Annotated in this window: 23 protein-coding genes; all 23 read right to left on the bottom strand. The window is 57.3% G+C overall.

Going from position 1 to position 17,894, the window contains the following annotated elements; translation table 11 throughout:
- Positions 1 to 18: 18 nt before the first annotated feature.
- Complete coding sequence (gene ahrC / locus AC6ROY_RS07990) at positions 19 to 468, bottom strand: transcriptional regulator AhrC/ArgR (protein WP_500099688.1); 450 nt, start codon at positions 466 to 468, stop codon at positions 19 to 21.
- A gap of 12 nt (positions 469 to 480) precedes the next feature.
- Positions 481 to 1,017, bottom strand: a complete 537-nt coding sequence (locus AC6ROY_RS07985; RefSeq protein ID WP_500099687.1) for a hypothetical protein — start codon at positions 1,015 to 1,017, stop codon at positions 481 to 483.
- Positions 1,018 to 1,049: 32 nt separating this feature from the next.
- Complete coding sequence (locus AC6ROY_RS07980) at positions 1,050 to 1,910, bottom strand: TlyA family RNA methyltransferase (RefSeq protein WP_500099686.1); 861 nt, start codon at positions 1,908 to 1,910, stop codon at positions 1,050 to 1,052.
- A gap of 36 nt (positions 1,911 to 1,946) precedes the next feature.
- Entirely contained in the window at positions 1,947 to 3,833 is a 1,887-nt protein-coding gene (gene dxs, locus AC6ROY_RS07975) for a 1-deoxy-D-xylulose-5-phosphate synthase (RefSeq protein WP_500099685.1), read from the bottom strand.
- Between the two features lie 122 nt (positions 3,834 to 3,955).
- Positions 3,956 to 4,861: a polyprenyl synthetase family protein gene (locus AC6ROY_RS07970; RefSeq protein ID WP_500099683.1), complete on the bottom strand. Its 906-nt coding sequence runs from the start codon at positions 4,859 to 4,861 to the stop codon at positions 3,956 to 3,958.
- Positions 4,858 to 5,118, bottom strand: a complete 261-nt coding sequence (gene xseB / locus AC6ROY_RS07965; protein WP_500099682.1) for an exodeoxyribonuclease VII small subunit — start codon at positions 5,116 to 5,118, stop codon at positions 4,858 to 4,860. The genes AC6ROY_RS07970 and xseB overlap by 4 nt, the downstream gene beginning before the upstream one ends.
- Positions 5,115 to 6,470 carry an exodeoxyribonuclease VII large subunit gene (xseA, locus tag AC6ROY_RS07960; RefSeq protein ID WP_500099681.1) on the bottom strand — a complete coding sequence of 452 codons (1,356 nt, stop codon included), beginning with the start codon at positions 6,468 to 6,470 and terminating at the stop codon, positions 5,115 to 5,117. Before xseA ends, xseB begins: the two co-directional genes overlap by 4 nt.
- 4 nt (positions 6,471 to 6,474) lie before the next feature.
- Complete coding sequence (folD, locus tag AC6ROY_RS07955) at positions 6,475 to 7,341, bottom strand: bifunctional methylenetetrahydrofolate dehydrogenase/methenyltetrahydrofolate cyclohydrolase FolD (RefSeq protein ID WP_500099679.1); 867 nt, start codon at positions 7,339 to 7,341, stop codon at positions 6,475 to 6,477.
- Positions 7,342 to 7,392: 51 nt separating this feature from the next.
- On the bottom strand, positions 7,393 to 7,851 hold the full coding sequence (gene nusB, locus AC6ROY_RS07950) for a transcription antitermination factor NusB (protein ID WP_500099678.1): 459 nt from the start codon (positions 7,849 to 7,851) through the stop codon (positions 7,393 to 7,395).
- Between the two features lie 79 nt (positions 7,852 to 7,930).
- Positions 7,931 to 8,170, bottom strand: coding sequence for a DUF2273 domain-containing protein (locus AC6ROY_RS07945; RefSeq protein ID WP_500099677.1), 240 nt, complete (start codon positions 8,168 to 8,170; stop codon positions 7,931 to 7,933).
- A gap of 18 nt (positions 8,171 to 8,188) precedes the next feature.
- A complete protein-coding gene (amaP, locus tag AC6ROY_RS07940; RefSeq protein ID WP_500099676.1) occupies positions 8,189 to 8,749 on the bottom strand; it encodes an alkaline shock response membrane anchor protein AmaP in 561 nt (186 codons plus the stop codon).
- 75 nt (positions 8,750 to 8,824) lie between these two features.
- Positions 8,825 to 9,238, bottom strand: a complete 414-nt coding sequence (locus tag AC6ROY_RS07935) for an Asp23/Gls24 family envelope stress response protein (protein ID WP_500099675.1) — start codon at positions 9,236 to 9,238, stop codon at positions 8,825 to 8,827.
- A gap of 115 nt (positions 9,239 to 9,353) precedes the next feature.
- A complete protein-coding gene (accC, locus tag AC6ROY_RS07930; protein WP_500099674.1) occupies positions 9,354 to 10,712 on the bottom strand; it encodes an acetyl-CoA carboxylase biotin carboxylase subunit in 1,359 nt (452 codons plus the stop codon).
- A gap of 17 nt (positions 10,713 to 10,729) precedes the next feature.
- The gene (gene accB / locus AC6ROY_RS07925; protein ID WP_500099673.1) at positions 10,730 to 11,230 is read right to left on the bottom strand and encodes an acetyl-CoA carboxylase biotin carboxyl carrier protein; all 501 of its coding nucleotides are present in this window, start codon (positions 11,228 to 11,230) and stop codon (positions 10,730 to 10,732) included.
- Between the two features lie 201 nt (positions 11,231 to 11,431).
- On the bottom strand, positions 11,432 to 11,860 hold the full coding sequence (locus tag AC6ROY_RS07920; RefSeq protein ID WP_500099672.1) for a hypothetical protein: 429 nt from the start codon (positions 11,858 to 11,860) through the stop codon (positions 11,432 to 11,434).
- A 464-nt stretch (positions 11,861 to 12,324) separates the two neighbouring features.
- Positions 12,325 to 12,690: a CAP domain-containing protein gene (locus AC6ROY_RS07915; RefSeq protein WP_500099670.1), complete on the bottom strand. Its 366-nt coding sequence runs from the start codon at positions 12,688 to 12,690 to the stop codon at positions 12,325 to 12,327.
- A 154-nt stretch (positions 12,691 to 12,844) separates the two neighbouring features.
- A complete protein-coding gene (locus AC6ROY_RS07910) occupies positions 12,845 to 13,666 on the bottom strand; it encodes a SpoIIIAH-like family protein (protein ID WP_500099669.1) in 822 nt (273 codons plus the stop codon).
- Positions 13,667 to 13,722: 56 nt separating this feature from the next.
- Positions 13,723 to 14,364, bottom strand: a complete 642-nt coding sequence (gene spoIIIAG / locus AC6ROY_RS07905) for a stage III sporulation protein AG (RefSeq protein ID WP_500099667.1) — start codon at positions 14,362 to 14,364, stop codon at positions 13,723 to 13,725.
- 4 nt (positions 14,365 to 14,368) lie between these two features.
- Positions 14,369 to 15,109 carry a stage III sporulation protein AF gene (gene spoIIIAF, locus AC6ROY_RS07900; RefSeq protein WP_500099666.1) on the bottom strand — a complete coding sequence of 247 codons (741 nt, stop codon included), beginning with the start codon at positions 15,107 to 15,109 and terminating at the stop codon, positions 14,369 to 14,371.
- Positions 15,110 to 15,133: 24 nt separating this feature from the next.
- Complete coding sequence (spoIIIAE, locus tag AC6ROY_RS07895; RefSeq protein WP_500099665.1) at positions 15,134 to 16,558, bottom strand: stage III sporulation protein AE; 1,425 nt, start codon at positions 16,556 to 16,558, stop codon at positions 15,134 to 15,136.
- Between the two features lie 99 nt (positions 16,559 to 16,657).
- The gene (gene spoIIIAD / locus AC6ROY_RS07890; RefSeq protein ID WP_500099664.1) at positions 16,658 to 17,047 is read right to left on the bottom strand and encodes a stage III sporulation protein AD; all 390 of its coding nucleotides are present in this window, start codon (positions 17,045 to 17,047) and stop codon (positions 16,658 to 16,660) included.
- Between the two features lie 75 nt (positions 17,048 to 17,122).
- Positions 17,123 to 17,326: a stage III sporulation protein AC gene (gene spoIIIAC / locus AC6ROY_RS07885; RefSeq protein ID WP_500099663.1), complete on the bottom strand. Its 204-nt coding sequence runs from the start codon at positions 17,324 to 17,326 to the stop codon at positions 17,123 to 17,125.
- A gap of 44 nt (positions 17,327 to 17,370) precedes the next feature.
- The gene (gene spoIIIAB / locus AC6ROY_RS07880; protein ID WP_500099662.1) at positions 17,371 to 17,889 is read right to left on the bottom strand and encodes a stage III sporulation protein SpoIIIAB; all 519 of its coding nucleotides are present in this window, start codon (positions 17,887 to 17,889) and stop codon (positions 17,371 to 17,373) included.
- Between the last annotated feature and the right edge of the window lie 5 nt (positions 17,890 to 17,894).

Below are 17,894 nucleotides of genomic sequence, written 5' to 3'. Positions count from 1 at the left end.
AGCGCACCTCATTAAATGTTAGCTTAACATGCCCATCACTTGGTTCACGACATGGACGCTATGTTCCTTCGTCCGGCAAATAATCAGTATCGTATCGTCTCCGCAAATGGTACCCATAATTTCGTTCCATTCCAGACTGTCGATCAGCGCCCCGATCGCGTTGGCCGTCCCTGGCAAGCTTTTGAGCACGACCAGATTTTCGGAATAATCAATATGAACGAAATGATCGTTCAGCGCGCGGCGCAGCCGCTGCAGCGGATTATACCGCTGATCCGCCGGCATCGAATATTTGTAGCGGCCGTCATCCAGCGGTACCTTGATCAGATGCAGCTCCTTGATATCCCGCGAGATCGTCGCCTGGGTCACATGAAATCCTGCCAAACCAAGCTTCTCAACCAGCTCATCCTGCGTCTCAATTTCATTATTTGTTATAATTTCACGTATTTTCACATGGCGTTGGCCTTTCATAAAGCTCCTCCTTCATCCTCCTTGATCATGATCAGGCTCCTGCAGGCTGAACCGGTAGCGGACAACCTGCCGCTCGGCCAGCTTCACATACAGCACGCCCTCCGTCCGCTGATCCAGGAGCTGGTAAATGAGCAGCCGGTCGCGCAACGCGCTGCCTGTAGGCTCCAGCGGCTTGCGTTCCTTGGCCAGCTTCACGGCGTAATACTGGCCTTCTTGCTCAGCCATATAGTCAATAAATAGCCGGCTGTGCAGCCGTTCCGCGCCGGGACCAGCATCAATTGTTACCGGGATACGACGCTTGCCTGCGATCACCTGATAGCCATGCTCGGCAAGCAAGCGTGTGGCCTCATCCTCGGCAGGCGGCTCGTCCGGATTCAGCCAATCTGCCGGCGGCGCTTGCTCGATCTGATTGCGCAAGCTGCGGCGTATCGCCGAATATATCCAGGCTCCGAATACAACGACAAGCAGCGCTACGACCCATCCGTCTCCGCTTTGCACGCGCATCACCTCGCCAGTAGTATTCGGGGACGCCGCTGCCAACTCCTCCATCTGCAGCAAAAAACTCACCGCTGCGGACGAAACTAGCCCGCGGATGAGTTCTGCATGCTTTGCGACTCTTGAACGACCTCACGGATCAGCAAATCCAGACTTGCTCGTTCGCTATGTGGTTCATTCGCCCCGGAGTCAGCCTCCGGCTTGACGAGATGCGTCAGAAACTCGATGTTGCCCTCCCCGCCCTTGATCGGCGAAAAGGTCAACCCTTGCACGATAAAGCCCGTCTCCTGCGCAAACTGCAGCACCGTCTCCAGCACCTCGCGATGAACGGCCGGCTCCTTGACGACGCCTGTCTTCGGCACCTTCTCGCGGCCGGCTTCAAACTGCGGCTTGATCAGCGCTGCGACCGAGCCTCCGGCGGTCAGCAGCTTGAACAAGGGCGGCAAAATCAGCTTGAGTGAAATAAAGGAAACGTCGATCGACGCGAAGGACGGCGCCGGTCCCTTGAGATCGCCGGGCTGCATGAAGCGGAAATTGGTCCGCTCCATCACATGAACACGCGGGTCCTTGCGCAGCGACCAGTCGAGCTGGTTGTAGCCGACATCGACAGCGTACACTTCGGCCGCGCCGTTCTGCAGCGCACAATCCGTGAAGCCTCCGGTTGAAGCGCCGATGTCGATCATAATAACGCCGTTCAAGTCGAGCGCAAACGTCTTAAGCGCCTTCTCCAGCTTCAGTCCGCCGCGGCTGACGTACGGATGCGTAGCGCCCTTGACTGTAATAGCCGCCGTCGTCGGAATTTTGGTGCCTGCCTTATCGACAGGCTCCCCTCCGACCGACACGAGATTTGCCATAATCGCCGCTTTGGCTTTCTCCCGCGTGGCAAAAAATCCTTGCTCCACCAGCAGCACATCCAGCCGCTCTTTTGCTGTTTTCTCAGAATTCATGTCTGGCTCCTGCTCCCCTTCATCCGCCGCTTGCCGTCAAGCCCGTTGTCTGCGGCGGGGAACAAGCGCCTGAATATCGGCAACGAGCCGTTCGGCGGTCAGACCCACTTCCTGGTATTGCTCCTTCACCGACCCGTGCTCGACGAAATAATCCGGTACTCCGATCACTTTGATCCGCATGCCGTAAATGCTCTGGAACGAATAAAACTCCAGTACGCCGCTGCCGAAGCCGCCAAGCGCGGCTCCTTCTTCAAGCGTCACAATCGGCATATCCTCCTTGGCCAGCTGCAGCAGCATCGCTTCATCCAGCGGCTTGATAAACCGCGCGTTGATAACCCGCACCTGCACGCCTTCCTTGGCCAGCGCCTCCGCCGCCTCCAGCGCAATCGGGATCATCGGGCCAACCGCCAGCACGGCGGCGTCAGCTCCCTGCCGGACGACCTCCCAGGCGCCGATTGGAATCGGCTGCAGCTCCTCGTCAAGCGAGACGCCAAGTCCGTTGATGCGCGGATACCGGTAAGCGATCGGACCGTCTTCATAAAGCAGCGCCGTTTTCATCATATGGCGAAGTTCATTTTCATCCTTGGGCATCATCACAACGATATTCGGGATGCTGCGCAAGTAAGCGATATCGAACACGCCATGATGCGTTTCGCCGTCCGGTCCGACGAAGCCGGCCCGGTCAATCGCAAACGCTACATTTAAATTCGCGCGGCAAATATCATGGACGATCTGATCGTATGCCCGCTGCATAAAGGTCGAGTAGACGGCGTAGACCGGCTTGAGCCCTTCTGCCGCGAGCCCCGCACAGAATGTCGCCGCATGCTGCTCGGCGATGCCGACATCAAACATCCGGCCCGGAAAAGCTTTGGCGAAGCCGGTCAAACCGGAACCGCCCGGCATCGCAGGCGTTACCGCTACGATCCGCTCATCCTGCTTGGCCAGCTCGATCAGCGTGCTGCCGAACACCTCGGTATACATCGGAGGTCCGACCGATTTGAGCACCTGGCCGGATTCGATTTTGTACGGGCTGATGCCATGCCACTTGTGCGAATCCGCTTCGGCCGGAGAGTAGCCTTTCCCTTTCCGGGTAATGACATGGACAACGACCGGTCCGTTCACCTTATCCGCTTGCCGGAGCGTTTCCATCAACAGCGGCAGGTTATGTCCGTCAATCGGTCCGAAATACGTAAAGCCCAGCTCCTCGAACCAGATGCCGGGAACGACGAGATATTTGAAGGAATCCTTCAGCTTCTCCGCCGTCTTGGCCAGTGTTCCGCCGATCGCCGGAATTTTTTTAATCAGATGCTCGACTTCTTCCTTCGCCTTCACGTAATGGCGGTCGGAACGAATGCGGGCCAAGTAGTTGCTCAGCGCTCCGACGTTCGGCGCGATCGACATCTCATTGTCGTTCAGCACGACCATCAGCTTGCGCTGCTCATGACCGATATGGTTAAGCGCCTCCAGCGCCATCCCTCCGGTCAACGCCCCATCGCCGATCAGCGCGATGACGCGGTTTGTGCCGCCGTTCAGGTCGCGCGCGACGGCCATGCCTGTAGCGGCGGACAACGACGTGCTGCTATGCCCGGCTTCCCAGACATCATGCTCGCTCTCCGAGCGCTTGACGAAGCCGCACAGCCCTTTATATTTGCGCAGCGTATGGAATTTCTCCATACGCCCTGTCAGCATTTTATGCACATACGATTGATGTCCGACATCAAAAATGAATTTATCCTGGGGACTATCAAACAAGTAATGCAGAGCAAGTGTGAGTTCGACAACACCAAGGTTCGGCGCGAGGTGGCCGCCAGTCACCGATAAGTTCTCGACCAGAAACTGGCGGATTTCGTCAGCCAGCGGTTCGAGCTGTTCGAGCGTCAGACGCTTCAAATCTTCGGGCTGTTGAATGTGTTCGAGCAGCATGCTTGTTCCCCTCGCTTTCCGTAATAAGATGGTTGTGTCGAGCTGTAAGGTCATAGGTCATTATAGCATGGCAGTACGGCCCGCTCAAACGAAACTCGGGCAGGTCGTCCGTCTGCTGTTCCTTAATGATCGCGCTTCATCAAATAATCGGCAAGCTGCAGCAGCCGCTCCGGCGCCGGGAAACCGCCCGTGACGACCGCCTCCCGCGCCTCGCGGGTCAGCTCCTCCACCTTGGCCTTGGACGCCTCGATGCCGATAAAATACGGGTAGGTCACCTTCTGCTGCTTCACATCGCTCTGTACGGGCTTGCCGAGCTTGCTTTCATCGCCGATCAGGTCCAAAATATCATCCTGCACCTGGAAGGCGAGACCGAGACAAACGCCGAACCGTTCCAGCGCGGCGAGCTGCTCCCGGCTGGCTCCTGCAATCCGCCCGCCCGCCTTGAGCGAGAAGACGATTAGATCGCTTGTTTTGCGCAGATGGATGTATTCCAGCTCCTCCAGCTTCGTCAGCCCCTGCTCGCCCTGCATATCGGCAGCTTGCCCGCCGACCATCCCCGGCGCACCGGACAGGCGCGCCAGCTCCTCGACGATGTCTGCGATCACATCGCCCGGCACATCGCGCTTGCGCGCGGCCTGCACGACCGAGTAAAATGCATGGGTCAGCAGCGCGTCTCCAGCCAAAATCGCCATCGCTTCGCCGAATACTTTGTGGTTCGTTGGCTTGCCGCGGCGGAAATCGTCATTGTCCATCGCCGGCAAATCATCATGAATCAGCGAGTACGTATGGATCATCTCCACAGCCAACGCCACCGGCAGCGCGTCCTCGCTCTGACCGCCCAGCGCCTCGGCAGCTGCGAGCACCAAAATCGGCCGCAGCCGCTTGCCGCCGGCCATCAGCGAATACAGCATCGCCTCGCGCAGGGCGGACGGCATGCTCCATTCCGCCGGAATGGACCGCTCCAGCTCACGCTCGATCAGCGCCGCCCGGTCCTTGATGTAATCCAGGATGTCTGCGCTTGCACTCATTTCAATTCTCCTTTATCCGTCTCGCCCGGCTGGAACGGCTTCTTCACCAGATCGCCCTCCTGCTCCAGCAGCACCTCGATCTTGCGCTCCACCTGCTCCAGCTTCTGTCCGCACAGCTGCGACAGCTTCATCCCGTCCTGAAACAGCTCAATAGCCTGCTCCAGCGGCACATCGCCGCTTTCCAGCCTGGCGACGATGCGCTCCAACTGTTCGATCGCCTGTTCGAAGCTCGGCGTTGCTTGCTCCTGACTCGTCATCTTGGTTTCTCCTCCATAGACCAGACATGACAATCAATCCGGCCGTCCGCCAGCCGCAGCTTCAGCACATCGCCAAGCTGCACCTGCTGCACGGACTTGATCAATTGCTTTTCCTGCTCGTCGTACACCAGACTATACCCGCGCTGCATCACCTTCAGCGGACTGAGCGCATCAAGCTGCCGCACGGCCGACAAATAGTCGCGCTGCTTTCCCTTGAGCGCCGCTTGCATCGAATGACGCAGCAGCCGGTTCGCTCCTTCCAGCCGCTTGCGCGAGTAAACGATCTGCTCCTTCGGATTAAAGGCTGCCAGCTGGCGCTCCGTCCGCATCAGCTTCTCCTGCGACCGGCTCAGGCGCTGCCGCATTTTGTACATAAGCTGCTCGCGCACGCGGTCCAGCCGTTCCGTCGGCTGCAGCGCCAGCTGGCGGCGCGGATTTGTCAAATACGGCGAGCGCTGCGACCGTCTGAGCCGCTCCCTGCTTTGCTCCAGCCGCGAGGTCAGCCCGCCGTACAGCCGCTGCTTGAGATGGGCGAGCCGCTGCGCCAGCTCCAGATGATGCGGCACCGCCAGCTCCGCCGCCGCCGTTGGAGTCGCCGCACGCAAATCAGCCACAAAGTCGGCAATCGTGTAATCCGTTTCATGTCCGACAGCGGAAATGACAGGCAGTGCGGAGCGGTGAATCGCCCGCGCAACCGCTTCTTCGTTAAACGCCCACAGCTCCTCCAACGAGCCGCCGCCCCGTCCAACAATCAATACGTCCACTTCGTTCAACCGGTTCATCTCGTCAATCGCTTTCACAATCGACGGCGCCGCCTGCTTGCCCTGGACAAGCACCGGGTACAGCAGCACCGGCACCGACGGATACCGCCGCTGCAGCGTAATGATAATGTCCCGAACCGCCGCCCCGGTCGGCGATGTGATGATGCCGATGCCGCGCGGAAACGCCGGAATCGGCCGTTTGCGCTCAGGCGCAAACAAGCCCTCGCCCTCCAGCTTCCGCTTGAGCTGCTCAAACGCCAGATACAGGCTGCCGATGCCGTCCGGCTGCATCTGCGTCGCGTAAAACTGATACTGGCCGTCCCGCTCATAAACGGAAATATTGCCGCAGGCCAGCACCTTCGTCCCCTCGCGGGGGATAAAGGCCAGCCGTTGGTTGTAGGACGCGAACATAATACTTTTTAACCGGCTGTCCGCATCCTTTAACGTAAAATACATATGCCCGCTCGAATGATGCGTAAAATTCGAAATTTCACCGCGCACCCAGACGTTTTGCAGCGCATCCTCGCTCTCCAGCTTCAGCTTGATGAAGCGGTTCAGCTCCTTGATCGAGAGAATCTGCTTCCCGCTCATCCGCTTACGACGAAACGCTGACGCCTGCGGCGCGTTCTGCCGCTTCCAGCGTATTGCGCAGCAAAATCGTAATCGTCATCGGTCCGACGACACCCGGCACCGGCGTAATGACGCCAGCCGTCTCCACCACATCGTCGAAGTCCACATCGCCGGCCAGCTTGCCTGTATCGAGCCGGTTGATCCCGACGTCGATCACGACCGCGCCTGGCTTTACATGCTCGCGCTTGATCACCTTCGGCTTGCCGATTGCCGCCACGAGAATGTCGGCCTGTCTCGTAATCGCCGCCAGATCCTTCGTCCGCGAATGGCAAAACGTCACGGTCGCATGCTCTCTAAGCAGCAAAATGCCCATCGGCTTGCCGACGATGTTGCTGCGTCCGATCACGACGGCATGCTTGCCCGCGATGTCCACGCCGACCTGCTTCAAAATTTCGACGACCCCTGCAGGCGTGCACGGAGCCGGACCCGGCTTGCCGATCATCAGGTTGCCGACATTTTCCGGATGGAAGCAGTCCACATCCTTCTCAACCGCAATCTCCTCAACGATCCGCTCCTCGCTCAGATGACCCGGCAACGGCGACTGGACCAGTATCCCGTGAATCGCCGGATCGGCGTTCAGCTTGGCGATCAGCGCCAGCAGCTCGCTTTCCGTCGTGTCCTCCGCCAGCTTGTGCACCTCGGAATAAATGCCCGCTTCCTCGCAGGCGCGGTTTTTGTTGCGCACGTATACATGCGAAGCCGGGTCATCCCCCACGATGACAACGGCCAGCCCCGGTTTAACGCCTTGGGCGGTCAGACGCTCGACCTGCTGTTTGATATCGGCCCGGTAAGCGCCGACTAGTTCCTTCCCATTGATGACGTGTGCTGACATATGTTCACGTTCCCCTCTCGTTTTAGGCATGCAGGCGTTGCTGGCTATTCGTTATTGCTGCGGAGCTTGTCCGCGCAGCGTTTCCAGATCCTTGATCATTTTGCCAAGCACGCCGTTGACGAACTTGCCGGATTCATCCGTGCCGAAATTTTTCGACATCTCGATCGCTTCATTGACAACCACCTTGGGCGGCACATCCTCGCAGTAGATCATCTCATACGTCGCAAGCCGCAAAATTTCACGGTCAACCCGCGAGAGCCGGTCCATCTGCCAGCCTTTTAAATAGTCAACAAGCAGATGGTCAATCTGCGATTTGTGGCGCAGCGTGCCTTCGACCAGCTCCTTGACGTCCAGCTCGGAAATCTGGTCCTTCTCCCGGCGCAGCTGGGCTTCATCTTCGCCGCGCGCTTCTCCTACCACGTGATCAACCGCATCCATCGTGGTCACTTCATTCATAGCCATTTGGTACAAGCTCTGCAGGGCAAGCTCCCTTGCCAGTCTTCGTCTCATTGATTGCAAATCCTCCTGTTGGTTCAAATCCGGCCTCACGCTGACCCGACAAAAAATCCTTGGGCGTCTCCCAAGGATTTTAGCGGAACATTCTCCATTTGTCCATTAGCCGACGCCAAACGTCTTCTGCGGGAAATACCGGCTCGTTCCGGTCGATCCTGTTCCCTATATAATAACCAGTATATACGATCAAGCCAAAGATTAACATATGAAAGAAGCCAAAGAACAAATAAATGATGCCCAGCAAGCCGGCAGCGAGCGTGCACAGCGTCGCGCCCCGGTGCTGCTCCAGCAGTCGGTCCCACATTTGCCTCCACATGCCTGAAGCCACCCCTTCCTACTCGACACGGCTTTTGAACGTCGGGGTTGATTGTTGAATGTTGGCAATAAAGACGGTCACGAGCGCCACTGGAATGCCGGTTATTTCCTCAACATGCCCTTTGACATTCGCCTGCATCTCTTCCGTCAACGCAGGAATCGGCGTGTCGCCGTCCACAATCGCCCGGATGACAATGTCAAGACCGGCCTGGCTCACCTTCACGCGCGCCCGCAAATCGCGCACGCCGCGTGAACGGGATGCCGCCTTCAGCGACAAATTTTCAACCGTGTCAATCGAGATGCGGATTTCGCCGAATTCGGTGCGCTGGTCGATCGACGGGACGGAAGCTTTATTCGGACGCACGGATACAACCAGCAGCCGCAGCGCCAACAGCGCGATGACCGCTGTAGCGACAATAAACGGAATCGCTGTATTGAAATCCCGGTACACATCACGTACAAATTGCTGGGTGAGGTCCAATGAAATGATGCCAAACGCCGCGAACAAGGCAATAAACGCTGCAGCAATCACAACAATACTGAGCAGAAACAGCAGAAATCTGTCGATTATTTTGGCCACGGGCTTGACTCCTTCCGCAATATGGAGGAACCCCCAGACGTGAACGTAAGGGGGTTCAACCTGACTATGTTCGGTTTACTTCACGCGCTGGGAGCTGACTTCCGGCTCCTCCGGCGGCTTCTCCGCACCCTTGAAAATAACATCGTGAACATGCACGTTCACCTGGATGACGCTTAATCCGGTCATGGATTCGATCGCATGCTTGACGTTTTGTTGAACGTTGCTCGCGACCTCAGGAATGCGGGTGCCGAACTCGATCACCACGGAAACGTCAATCGCCGCTTCACGCTGGCCTACCTCAACCTTGACGCCTTTGGATAAATTTTTACGGCCCAGCAGCTCGGCGATTCCGCCGGCAAATCCGCCGCTCATCCCGGCTACGCCGGGCACTTCAACAGTCGCCATTCCGGCGATGATTTCGATGACCTCCGGTGCGATTTGGATCGTACCCATATCCGTCTTCTCATAATCGGTAGCAAGTAAGCTCATGCTAGGTCCTCCTTGAAATTTTTACGGAGCAAAACCGTGTTCATACCTTGTCTTTATTGTATACTATACCATTTGCACAAAAATATGACAACGAACTGCCCACTCACTCAAGCACCTACGAATTCGGATCGTTGACGTCATGCTCCTCCAGAAACTTGATGTCAAAGTCACCGGATAAAAACCGCTTGTGCTCCAGCAGCTTGAGGTGGAACGGAATCGTCGTATGAATGCCTTCGACCGCAAATTCGGCCAAGGCCCGCTTCATCCGCTGCACCGCATCCTCGCGGTCATGCCCCCAGACGATCAGCTTGGCGATCATCGAGTCGTAATGCGGCGAGATGGTGTAGCCGGGATAAGCGGCGCTATCCACCCGCACTCCGAAGCCGCCCGGCGGCAAATAAAACTTGATCTGTCCGGCCGACGGCATAAAGTTGCGGTCCGGGTCCTCGGCGTTAATGCGGCACTCGATCGCCCAGCCGTTGATGACGACGTCCTCCTGGGCAAACGAAAGCGGCTCGCCTTCGGCCACGCGGATCATTTCCTGTATAAGATCGACTCCGGTAATCATCTCGGTAACGGGATGCTCCACCTGAATCCTTGTATTCATCTCCATGAAATAAAAATGGCCGTCCTGGCCGAGCAAAAACTCCAGCGTACCCGCTCCCGAATAGTTAACGGCTTTCGCCGCGCGCACCGCCGCCGCCCCCATCTGCTCACGGATGTCCGGCGTCAGCACCGGACACGGCGCTTCCTCGACCAGCTTCTGTCTGCGGCGCTGCACCGAGCAATCACGCTCGCCCAGATGCACGGCATTGCCATGCTTGTCCGCCAGCACCTGAATTTCCACATGCTTCATCCCTGTCAAATATTTCTCCAGGTACACGCCCGCATTGCCGAACGCCTTCTGCGCCTCCTGCTGGGCGGTCGTAATTTGCTGAACAAGCATTTCCTCGTCCTCGGCAATCCGGATGCCCTTGCCGCCGCCGCCGGCCGTCGCCTTGATAATAAGCGGATAACCGATCTCGCGTCCGAGACGGATCGCTTCTTCCATATCTTCAACCAGACCCTCGGAGCCGGGAATAACCGGCACGCCGGCTTCCTTCATCGTTTGCTTGGCGACCGCTTTATCGCCCATCTTGCTGATCGCTTCCGGCGAAGGGCCGATGAAGGTTACATTGCAGCTTTCGCAAATTTCCGCGAAGTCGGCATTTTCCGCCAAAAACCCGTAGCCCGGATGAATCGCATCCGTCTCGGTCAAGGTGGCGACACTCATCAGATTCGTGTAATTCAGGTAGCTGTCCTTGGACAGCGTCGGACCGATGCAATAGGCCTCATCCGCCAGACGAACATGCAGCGAGTCGCGGTCCGCCTCGGAATAAACGGCAACCGAAGCGATGCCCATCTCCCGGCAGGCGCGAATGATCCGAACCGCAATTTCACCGCGGTTGGCGATTAATATTTTCTGAAACTTCAACAGGCTTCTCCTCCCACTTACTCCGGCTTCACCAGGAACAACGGCTGCCCGTATTCGATGAGTTGTCCGTTCTCCGCCAGCACCTGGACGATCTCGCCCTTGACTTCGGCTTCAATTTCATTCATCAGCTTCATCGCTTCGATGATGCAGACGACCGTTTTTTCCTTGACGCTGCTGCCCTTCGAAACAAACGCGGCTGCGCCCGGCGACGGAGCAGCGTAGAAGGTGCCGACCATCGGCGAAACAATTGTATGTAGACCTGCATCAGGCGCTGCCTCGGCGGCAGCAGCAGAAGGCGCTTGGACCGGCGGAGCCTGTACGGCGGCCGCTGGGGCCAGACTGGATGTGTGGACAGGCGCATATTGAGGCGCTGCCGGAGCGGCGGCGACAATGACCTGCTCGGTTTTAGTCGGTTTACGGATCAATAGGCGCGTGCCTTCGCTTTCAATCTCCAGTTCTTGCAAAGAGCTTTGGTCCACCAGCTTGACCAATTCTTTGATTTCACTCAGCTTAAACACAGGAAACACACTCCTTTGGGCTTTCTGACGTTGTTATTATATCATAATCCAGTTTGAAGGGAAGAGTTTCTTGCAAACGCTGTGCAGCGGGGCATGCCGGCGACAAGAGCAGCGGCTCGCGCCTGCTAATCTAAAAAAGGATTCTCTGCCTGGGCGGGAGAGAATCCTTGCTAGGAGCAGCTTTGGTTATCCGCTCAAGATTTATTGTACGATTTCAATCGTAGCGCTGCCTTGGCAAACGGCTGAAGCGCCTTCGCACCAAATTCTGAAATCAAACTTGCCCTCTGAAATCGGATCGGTAATTGCAAACTCTCCGCTGAACTCGGACTGCCATTGCGGATTGACATACAGCAGCTGCTGAGGATAGACTACACCTTCCACAATCAGATTGCCTGAATAGTCCCAAAGCCCGTACCCAAGCGGAGCCGGAATGCTCCACGGCGGAAACGATTCCGCGTCGTTGATCACCTTAATTTTGGCGACGGTGCCTTCTACATAAATTTGATCGTAGCCAGGATGGATGCCATTGACTGTGAGCGTCTCTACAGAAGCCGAAGCGGGTAACGCCGCTGTTAGTGCGACCACCGCAGCCAGCAACAAGGAGGATAGCTTTCTGTTCATCATTTTCATCACCGATCACCTCGTCACATATAGTTAAGTAGTTGAGCTGTAAAGCTTATGCCGGAACCAAGCTGCATGTCAGCACGCCCCGCTCCCCTAGAAACCGCTTTCAAAAAATGATGAGCCAGGCATTGAACTGACTGTTCCTCCTACATTGTAGTACATACAAGGAAATTGAAAAATCGTACAATTATCCCAAATAGCCCCTTGGATTTACGACGAATTTTGTTGTTTATTGAAAAAAAATGCCGACACGTCATCACGAACGGAATCGAGTAGCTTTAACATTCAATGAAAAACGGGGGTCCAGTAGTCTATACTGACTTTCTGGACAGCCCCTTGTTTTTTAGTTTGTCCGCTTGGCGGAACCGTTGATCCGTCGGCAGTGGAAAGCCCGCTGCGCCGTCCGGATCTATTCGATATAGTACGTTACGTCTGAATTGCCCCCAACTTCAAGTAAATAAGTAAGCTGATTACGCGATCTCAATGTCCACGACTTGCCGTCCGATGCGCGAGTGACGCGAACCTGTACTGCAGCATTCGACGGTTGCGCGAACACGTCCGGATTCAATTGCACGGACCAGGCTTCCTTTGAAGCCGTAGGCGGCAAACAGGTTGGAGCTGGAGGGCGACTTGGCGCCCAGATCGAAGAACTCTTTCGTCATGCCCACAGGCTGCGGAGGAAAATGTGTCAGGTAATCGGCCGTCGACACCAGCACGGCGCCATGCTGCGCTTGGCGGTTCAGCGCGGGATCAAGCACCAAGTCGCTTGGCAAGCCAGTCAGGAAGCGATAGAAATTAGCTGCATTCAACGCTCGGTTCAGATATGCATCATTCACAATCCCAGCAACATGTGGAGTGCCGGTAGATGGGTTTTGCATGTATACAGGCTCAACCCCCGGCGCTTCCATCCACAGATTCCATTGCTGTACGATCTCTTGCTCGCTGCGCTCTGGCAGTAAGCTGTCGACCGGACCGGCCTCGGCGGCGCCATTATGGCTTCATTTCAACCTTGATCTGATCGGGATTAATGCCCAGCTCCTGGATCGCTTTATCGACAATCGTCACAGCCTGGCTGCGCTCCAGCTTCGTCGCCTGCACCGTGACCTTCCATTTGGACGCATCCTGGGTCACCACGGCTTGCGGGAAGTCCTTGACCAGGCTTTCCTCCAGACTGGCTACTTTATCCTGCGTATCCTGCAGCTTGCCAATCTCCTCCTGGGCTTTAGCTGCTTCTTCTTTCGTTTTCTTGGGATCGGTGGCAATCGCCATCAGTCCTTCCACCTGCTTCGCCAGCTCCTCATTGCGCTTCAGCTGCAAGTTAATGAAGAAATCCGCTCCGGATGTCGCTTTAGCTGACGTCTGGATATTTTGCAGCACCTTGGCGTTTTCAGCCGAGTCGGTTTTTTCCGTCTTGGACACCGGCTGAGCTGCCAGCCCGTCGTTTTTCCCGGCCTGAGCAGGCGCATCCGATTTAGCTGCTCCGGAAGAAGTCGCGCCGCTTTGGATGCTGCTCGCCTTCGGCTCAGCTGTTTTCGGATCGGCGGCCTTCGGGTCAGCGGCCTTTGGATCGGCAGTTTGGACGCTAGGTTTCGCTTCAGTCACCTTGCCGGATACGGCTTTGGCGTCGGCGCCGGACGGGCTGCCTGCATCCAGCTGACCGCCGTTGACCACAATCTGCTGGGTCTGAACACCGCTGGCGGAGGTCGCAACATCCAGCTCCTTCACGTCTTCTGTAAACAAATAGTAAGCGGACAGCACAACCATCAGGCTCAGCATCGACACCAGCCAAATCGTTTGTTTTTTGGAATTCATCACATATTCCTCCTTAGGATCAATTCATGCTTCTTAGGATCAGCTCATGCTTCGGGCTATTGCTTGCGGGGCAGGACGGAAATCCGGTGAGCCGGCACATCCAGCCCCCGCTCCACCGCTTCAATCATCATCTTTTTGACGGTCAGGTTATCCGCGCCTTTGGCGACGACAAGTACCCCCCGGATTTTCGGCTTTATCGTCTTGACGATCAGCGGCTGCTTGCCGCTCCCCCCGGCCTCATACACGACAACCTCGCCGCTGCGGCTCACATCGGTCATATGCCGGGTAGCTCCCTGCTGATCCTTCTCATTGGTCACCTGCTGGGTTTCCTTCGTATTCCGTTCAGCTTGTATTTCCTCCGTTGATTCGATCGTCACCAGCACCTCCACCTCGCCGACGCCGACAATCTGGGTCAGCATCTCGCGCAGCTTTGTCTGGTAAGCCTCCTCGTATTCACGAAAGCTCGTCTGCTCCTTGCTCGCGCTGCCGAACACGGCTTTGCTTGTTTCCTCCGGGGAGGCGCGGCCCGAGCCGGCCGGATCAATATCTTTCACCGTGAGGAAGGAATTTAGGATCATGCAGGCGGCTCCAGCCAAGCCGAGCAGCAGCAGCCAGCGCACCGTCTGAATCCGCTTGGGCCCTCCCGGACCGCCGCCCAGCCATGCGAGCCAGCCTTTTTTTTTCGTAGAGTCCTCCATCTCCTCACCTCCCCGCAGCAGATTCAAGCGTGACTTCAATTTGCTCTCCGCGCAGCTCCCAGCGCTGCTCCAGCAAGCGGATAATTTGCGTCTTCCTTTGCAGCATGGCAGGATCAGGCTTTTCCGCTGTGTCCGCAGCCGCGCGTCGATTATTCTCCCGCGCCGTGCCCCCGATCCGGATCTCGATAGGCGGGTCGACCGCCCGAATTGGCTCAATGGGCTTCATCGCTTCCATCGCTGTAGGCGGTCTCGCTTCGGGCAAAGCATGCGGCGTCGCTGGCGCCACAGGGGCAGGCTCGATCAGCAGCGAAACTTTACGGATAACAGCCTGACCCTGTGGATCCGACTCTGTCTCCACGCGGATGCTGCGCACGCTGACCAGAGCCTCCTGCTCAATCCGAAGCTTCATCAGCTCAGCGGCCCGCTGCTCCACAAGCCGGCGAGCGGCCTCCTGCTGCCTTGCCTGCAGCGTCTGGCCGCGCTGGCGAATAACCTCCAGCGATTCCATGCCGCCGCCAGCCTTCACTGCAGCAGGCTGCAGCAGCGCGGCCGTCAGCCGGTCCTCGATAGCGGAGCCTGAGCGGAGCAGCGTCAACAGCGGCTGCAGCAGCGTCAGCAGCAGGAACAGGCTGACCACCGTCTTGACGTAGCGCTGCATCGACCGGTTCGGCAGCAGCAGGTCGACGAAGGTCGCGAGCAGAATGACGAGCACGATTGATTTTAGCCATTGGCTCAAAAACTCCACAGCGCATCCCTCCTGGCCCAGCCGCTACCGCATCATCACCGAGACGTTGCCCGCCGCAATCAGAATCGTGATCGCCAGGAAAAACATCAGACCGACGACCGCCAGCGCGGCAAATACGTAGATCAGGCTTTTGCCGATCGTCTCCAGGCAAGCAATCATCGGATTGTCGCCGAGCGGCTGCATGACGGCCGCCGAAAGATTATATATGAAGGCTAACGCCATAATTTTCAGCGCCGGAAACGCGCACAGCAGCAAAATAACGACAACACCGGCCAATCCGACCGCATTTTTCACCAGCAGGGAGGCGCCGATGACCGTTTCCGAGGCGTCCGAGAACAATCTCCCGACAACCGGAACGAAGTTGCCTGCGATATATTTGGCCGTGCGGATCGTCACGCCGTCCGCAACCGCGCCGGTTGCCCCCTGGACCGAAATGACGCCGAGAAACACCGTAATAAAAACGCCGAGACACGCCAGACTTATTTTGCGGAGCAGATTGGCGAGCTGCGTCACCTTGTAGGTGCCCGACAAGCCGCTCACGATATGCAGGATCGCCGAGAAAAACAGCAGCGGGAAAATGACGAGATGGATCGCGGTTCCGACCGCATGCACCATAAATACGATCAGCGGGTGCAGCACCGTTACGGACACCGCATTGCCCATCGAAGCAAGCAGCGTCAGCAGCAGCGGCACAACGGCGATCATAAAATGAATCATGTCCGTAATCGCCGCTTTCGCATAGGTGATGGCGACATTGAAGCTGTTGACCGCAATAATCATCAGCACCAGAAACGAAATCGCATACGCGATCTTACTGACAGCCGCTTTCTCGAAGGAGCTTTGCAGCGTCTCCAGAAGCATGCTGAAAATCGTCAGCACCACAATCGACACCAGCAGCTTGCCGTTATACAGCAGCTCGTGGAAAAAATATTTGAACAGCCCGCTGAACAAGCTGCCGATGCTGAAATCCTTCGCCCCCAGCAGCAAATCCATGAAGGTCGGCGCTTTGCTGTCCGGAAAATAGCCGCCGTACTGCTTCATCAGGCCGCTCCAGAACTGCTCCACCTGATCAAGCGGAAGCTGCTGGGCCTGCTGGCGCACCAGCTCCTCCGCCGGGACGGCAGCCTGTACCGCCGCGCCGCAGCCGGACCCGCCGGTGCAGAGCAGCGCGGCATCGCCGCCAAACGCCAGCACCGCCAGCAGCAGAGCCGCGATCAGCCAGCGCTGCTGCCCCGGCCAATAGGCAAAACCGGTATGCCGGGGCAGCAGCGGCAATCCGTTCCCGTATGCCGACGGACATGCGGCGCGCAGCCTGTTCGGCTCGCGACGAGCTCGCCGTTTACAGCTGGGGCCTGGCTCGTGATCAGCTCGCCGTTTGCAGTTGGTACTTAGCCCGTGACGAGCGCCCGGCTTGCCCTTGCTTAGGTTGCTGAATTTGAGGCGGAACATCGACTTCATCTCCTGGTTCAGCTTACGGCTGTTATCGCGATCGGACGATCGCCGGTTGGCGGTTGGCGGTCGGTGGCTGAGGCGCTGCCTTGGCGCGCTTTACGCAGGCAGCAGCTTGATCACCGTCTCGATAATGACGGACACGATCGGAATAGCCATGACCATAATGAGCACCTTGCCTGCCAGCTCAATTTTGGAGGCCACCGACTCCTGCCCCGCGTCCCGTACGATCTGGGCGCCGAATTCAGCAATATAGGCGATCCCGATAATTTTCAAAATCGTCTTGAGAAAAATGAGATTAATGTCAGCCTTGGCGGCCAAATCCTCCAGCACCTGGATGACGGCTGAAATTTTACCGATCAGAAACAGGAAGATGACAATGCCGGTAAAGGTTGTCAGCAGAAAAGCAAACATCGGCTTCTGCTCCTTGATTATCAAAACCAGCACCGTCGTAATCAGCCCCAGCCCGACTACCTGAATGATTTCCATCGGCCGCACCGCCCTGACGCCTGAACTAGCGCTCCTTCACGGAGCTTTTACAGATGCCGCTTCACCTTGCATCATCTATTGAAAAAGAAAGATCGTTTTGATTTCCTGGAACAATCCGTCCAGCAGCCGCACCACCATAAACAGCACCACGACAAAGCCGATCAGCGTTACCCAGTGAGCCATGTCCTCCTTGCCCATCTGCTTCAGCACCGTATGCATCATGGCGATAATTATTCCGATTCCGGCGATCTGAAAGATCGTATTCACATCCACATTCATGCAAGGCACCCCATCCTTAGAACCCTGTGAGCCGGACAGACCGGCTAGTACAGCAGCACTACGACCAGTGCTCCCAGCAGCAGGCCGAGACTTTTCCACATGCGTTCATACCGCTGCTGCTCGACCTTCGCCTCTGCTTCCTCCCCCTGGAGCTGGCTGATCGCCAGCCGCACATGCTTGACCTGATCCTCCCGGTCCGTCAGTCCAAGCGTGGCTCCGAATTGCAGCAGCACCTCCTTCTCGCCCTGCTTGAGCGACAAGTCGCGCCAGAGCGAAGCCGCCGTCTCCTGCCAGACCAGATGCACCGGCCTGCCCTCCGAGCGCTGCAGCTCGTCGGCCGTGCGCAGAAACAAGCTTCCGACCTCGGTTGCGCACGCTTGGCCTGTGGACCGCAGCGCCGCCGGAAGCGGCGTCAAGCCGTAGACGATTTCCGTCTCCAACCGCTGCAGCAGCCGGACGGCATCGCCGATCTGCCGGGGCCGCTTCGCAAGCTGCGCCGCCTGATAAAACCCCAGCAGCGTACCCGCCAGCAAAATCATACCCGCCCCCAGCAGCTTGATCATGGCGG

This window comes from Paenibacillus sp. sg306046, assembly GCF_059821225.1.
Note: the sequence above shows the minus strand (reverse complement) of the source record. Positions and strands in the feature narration are given on the sequence as shown.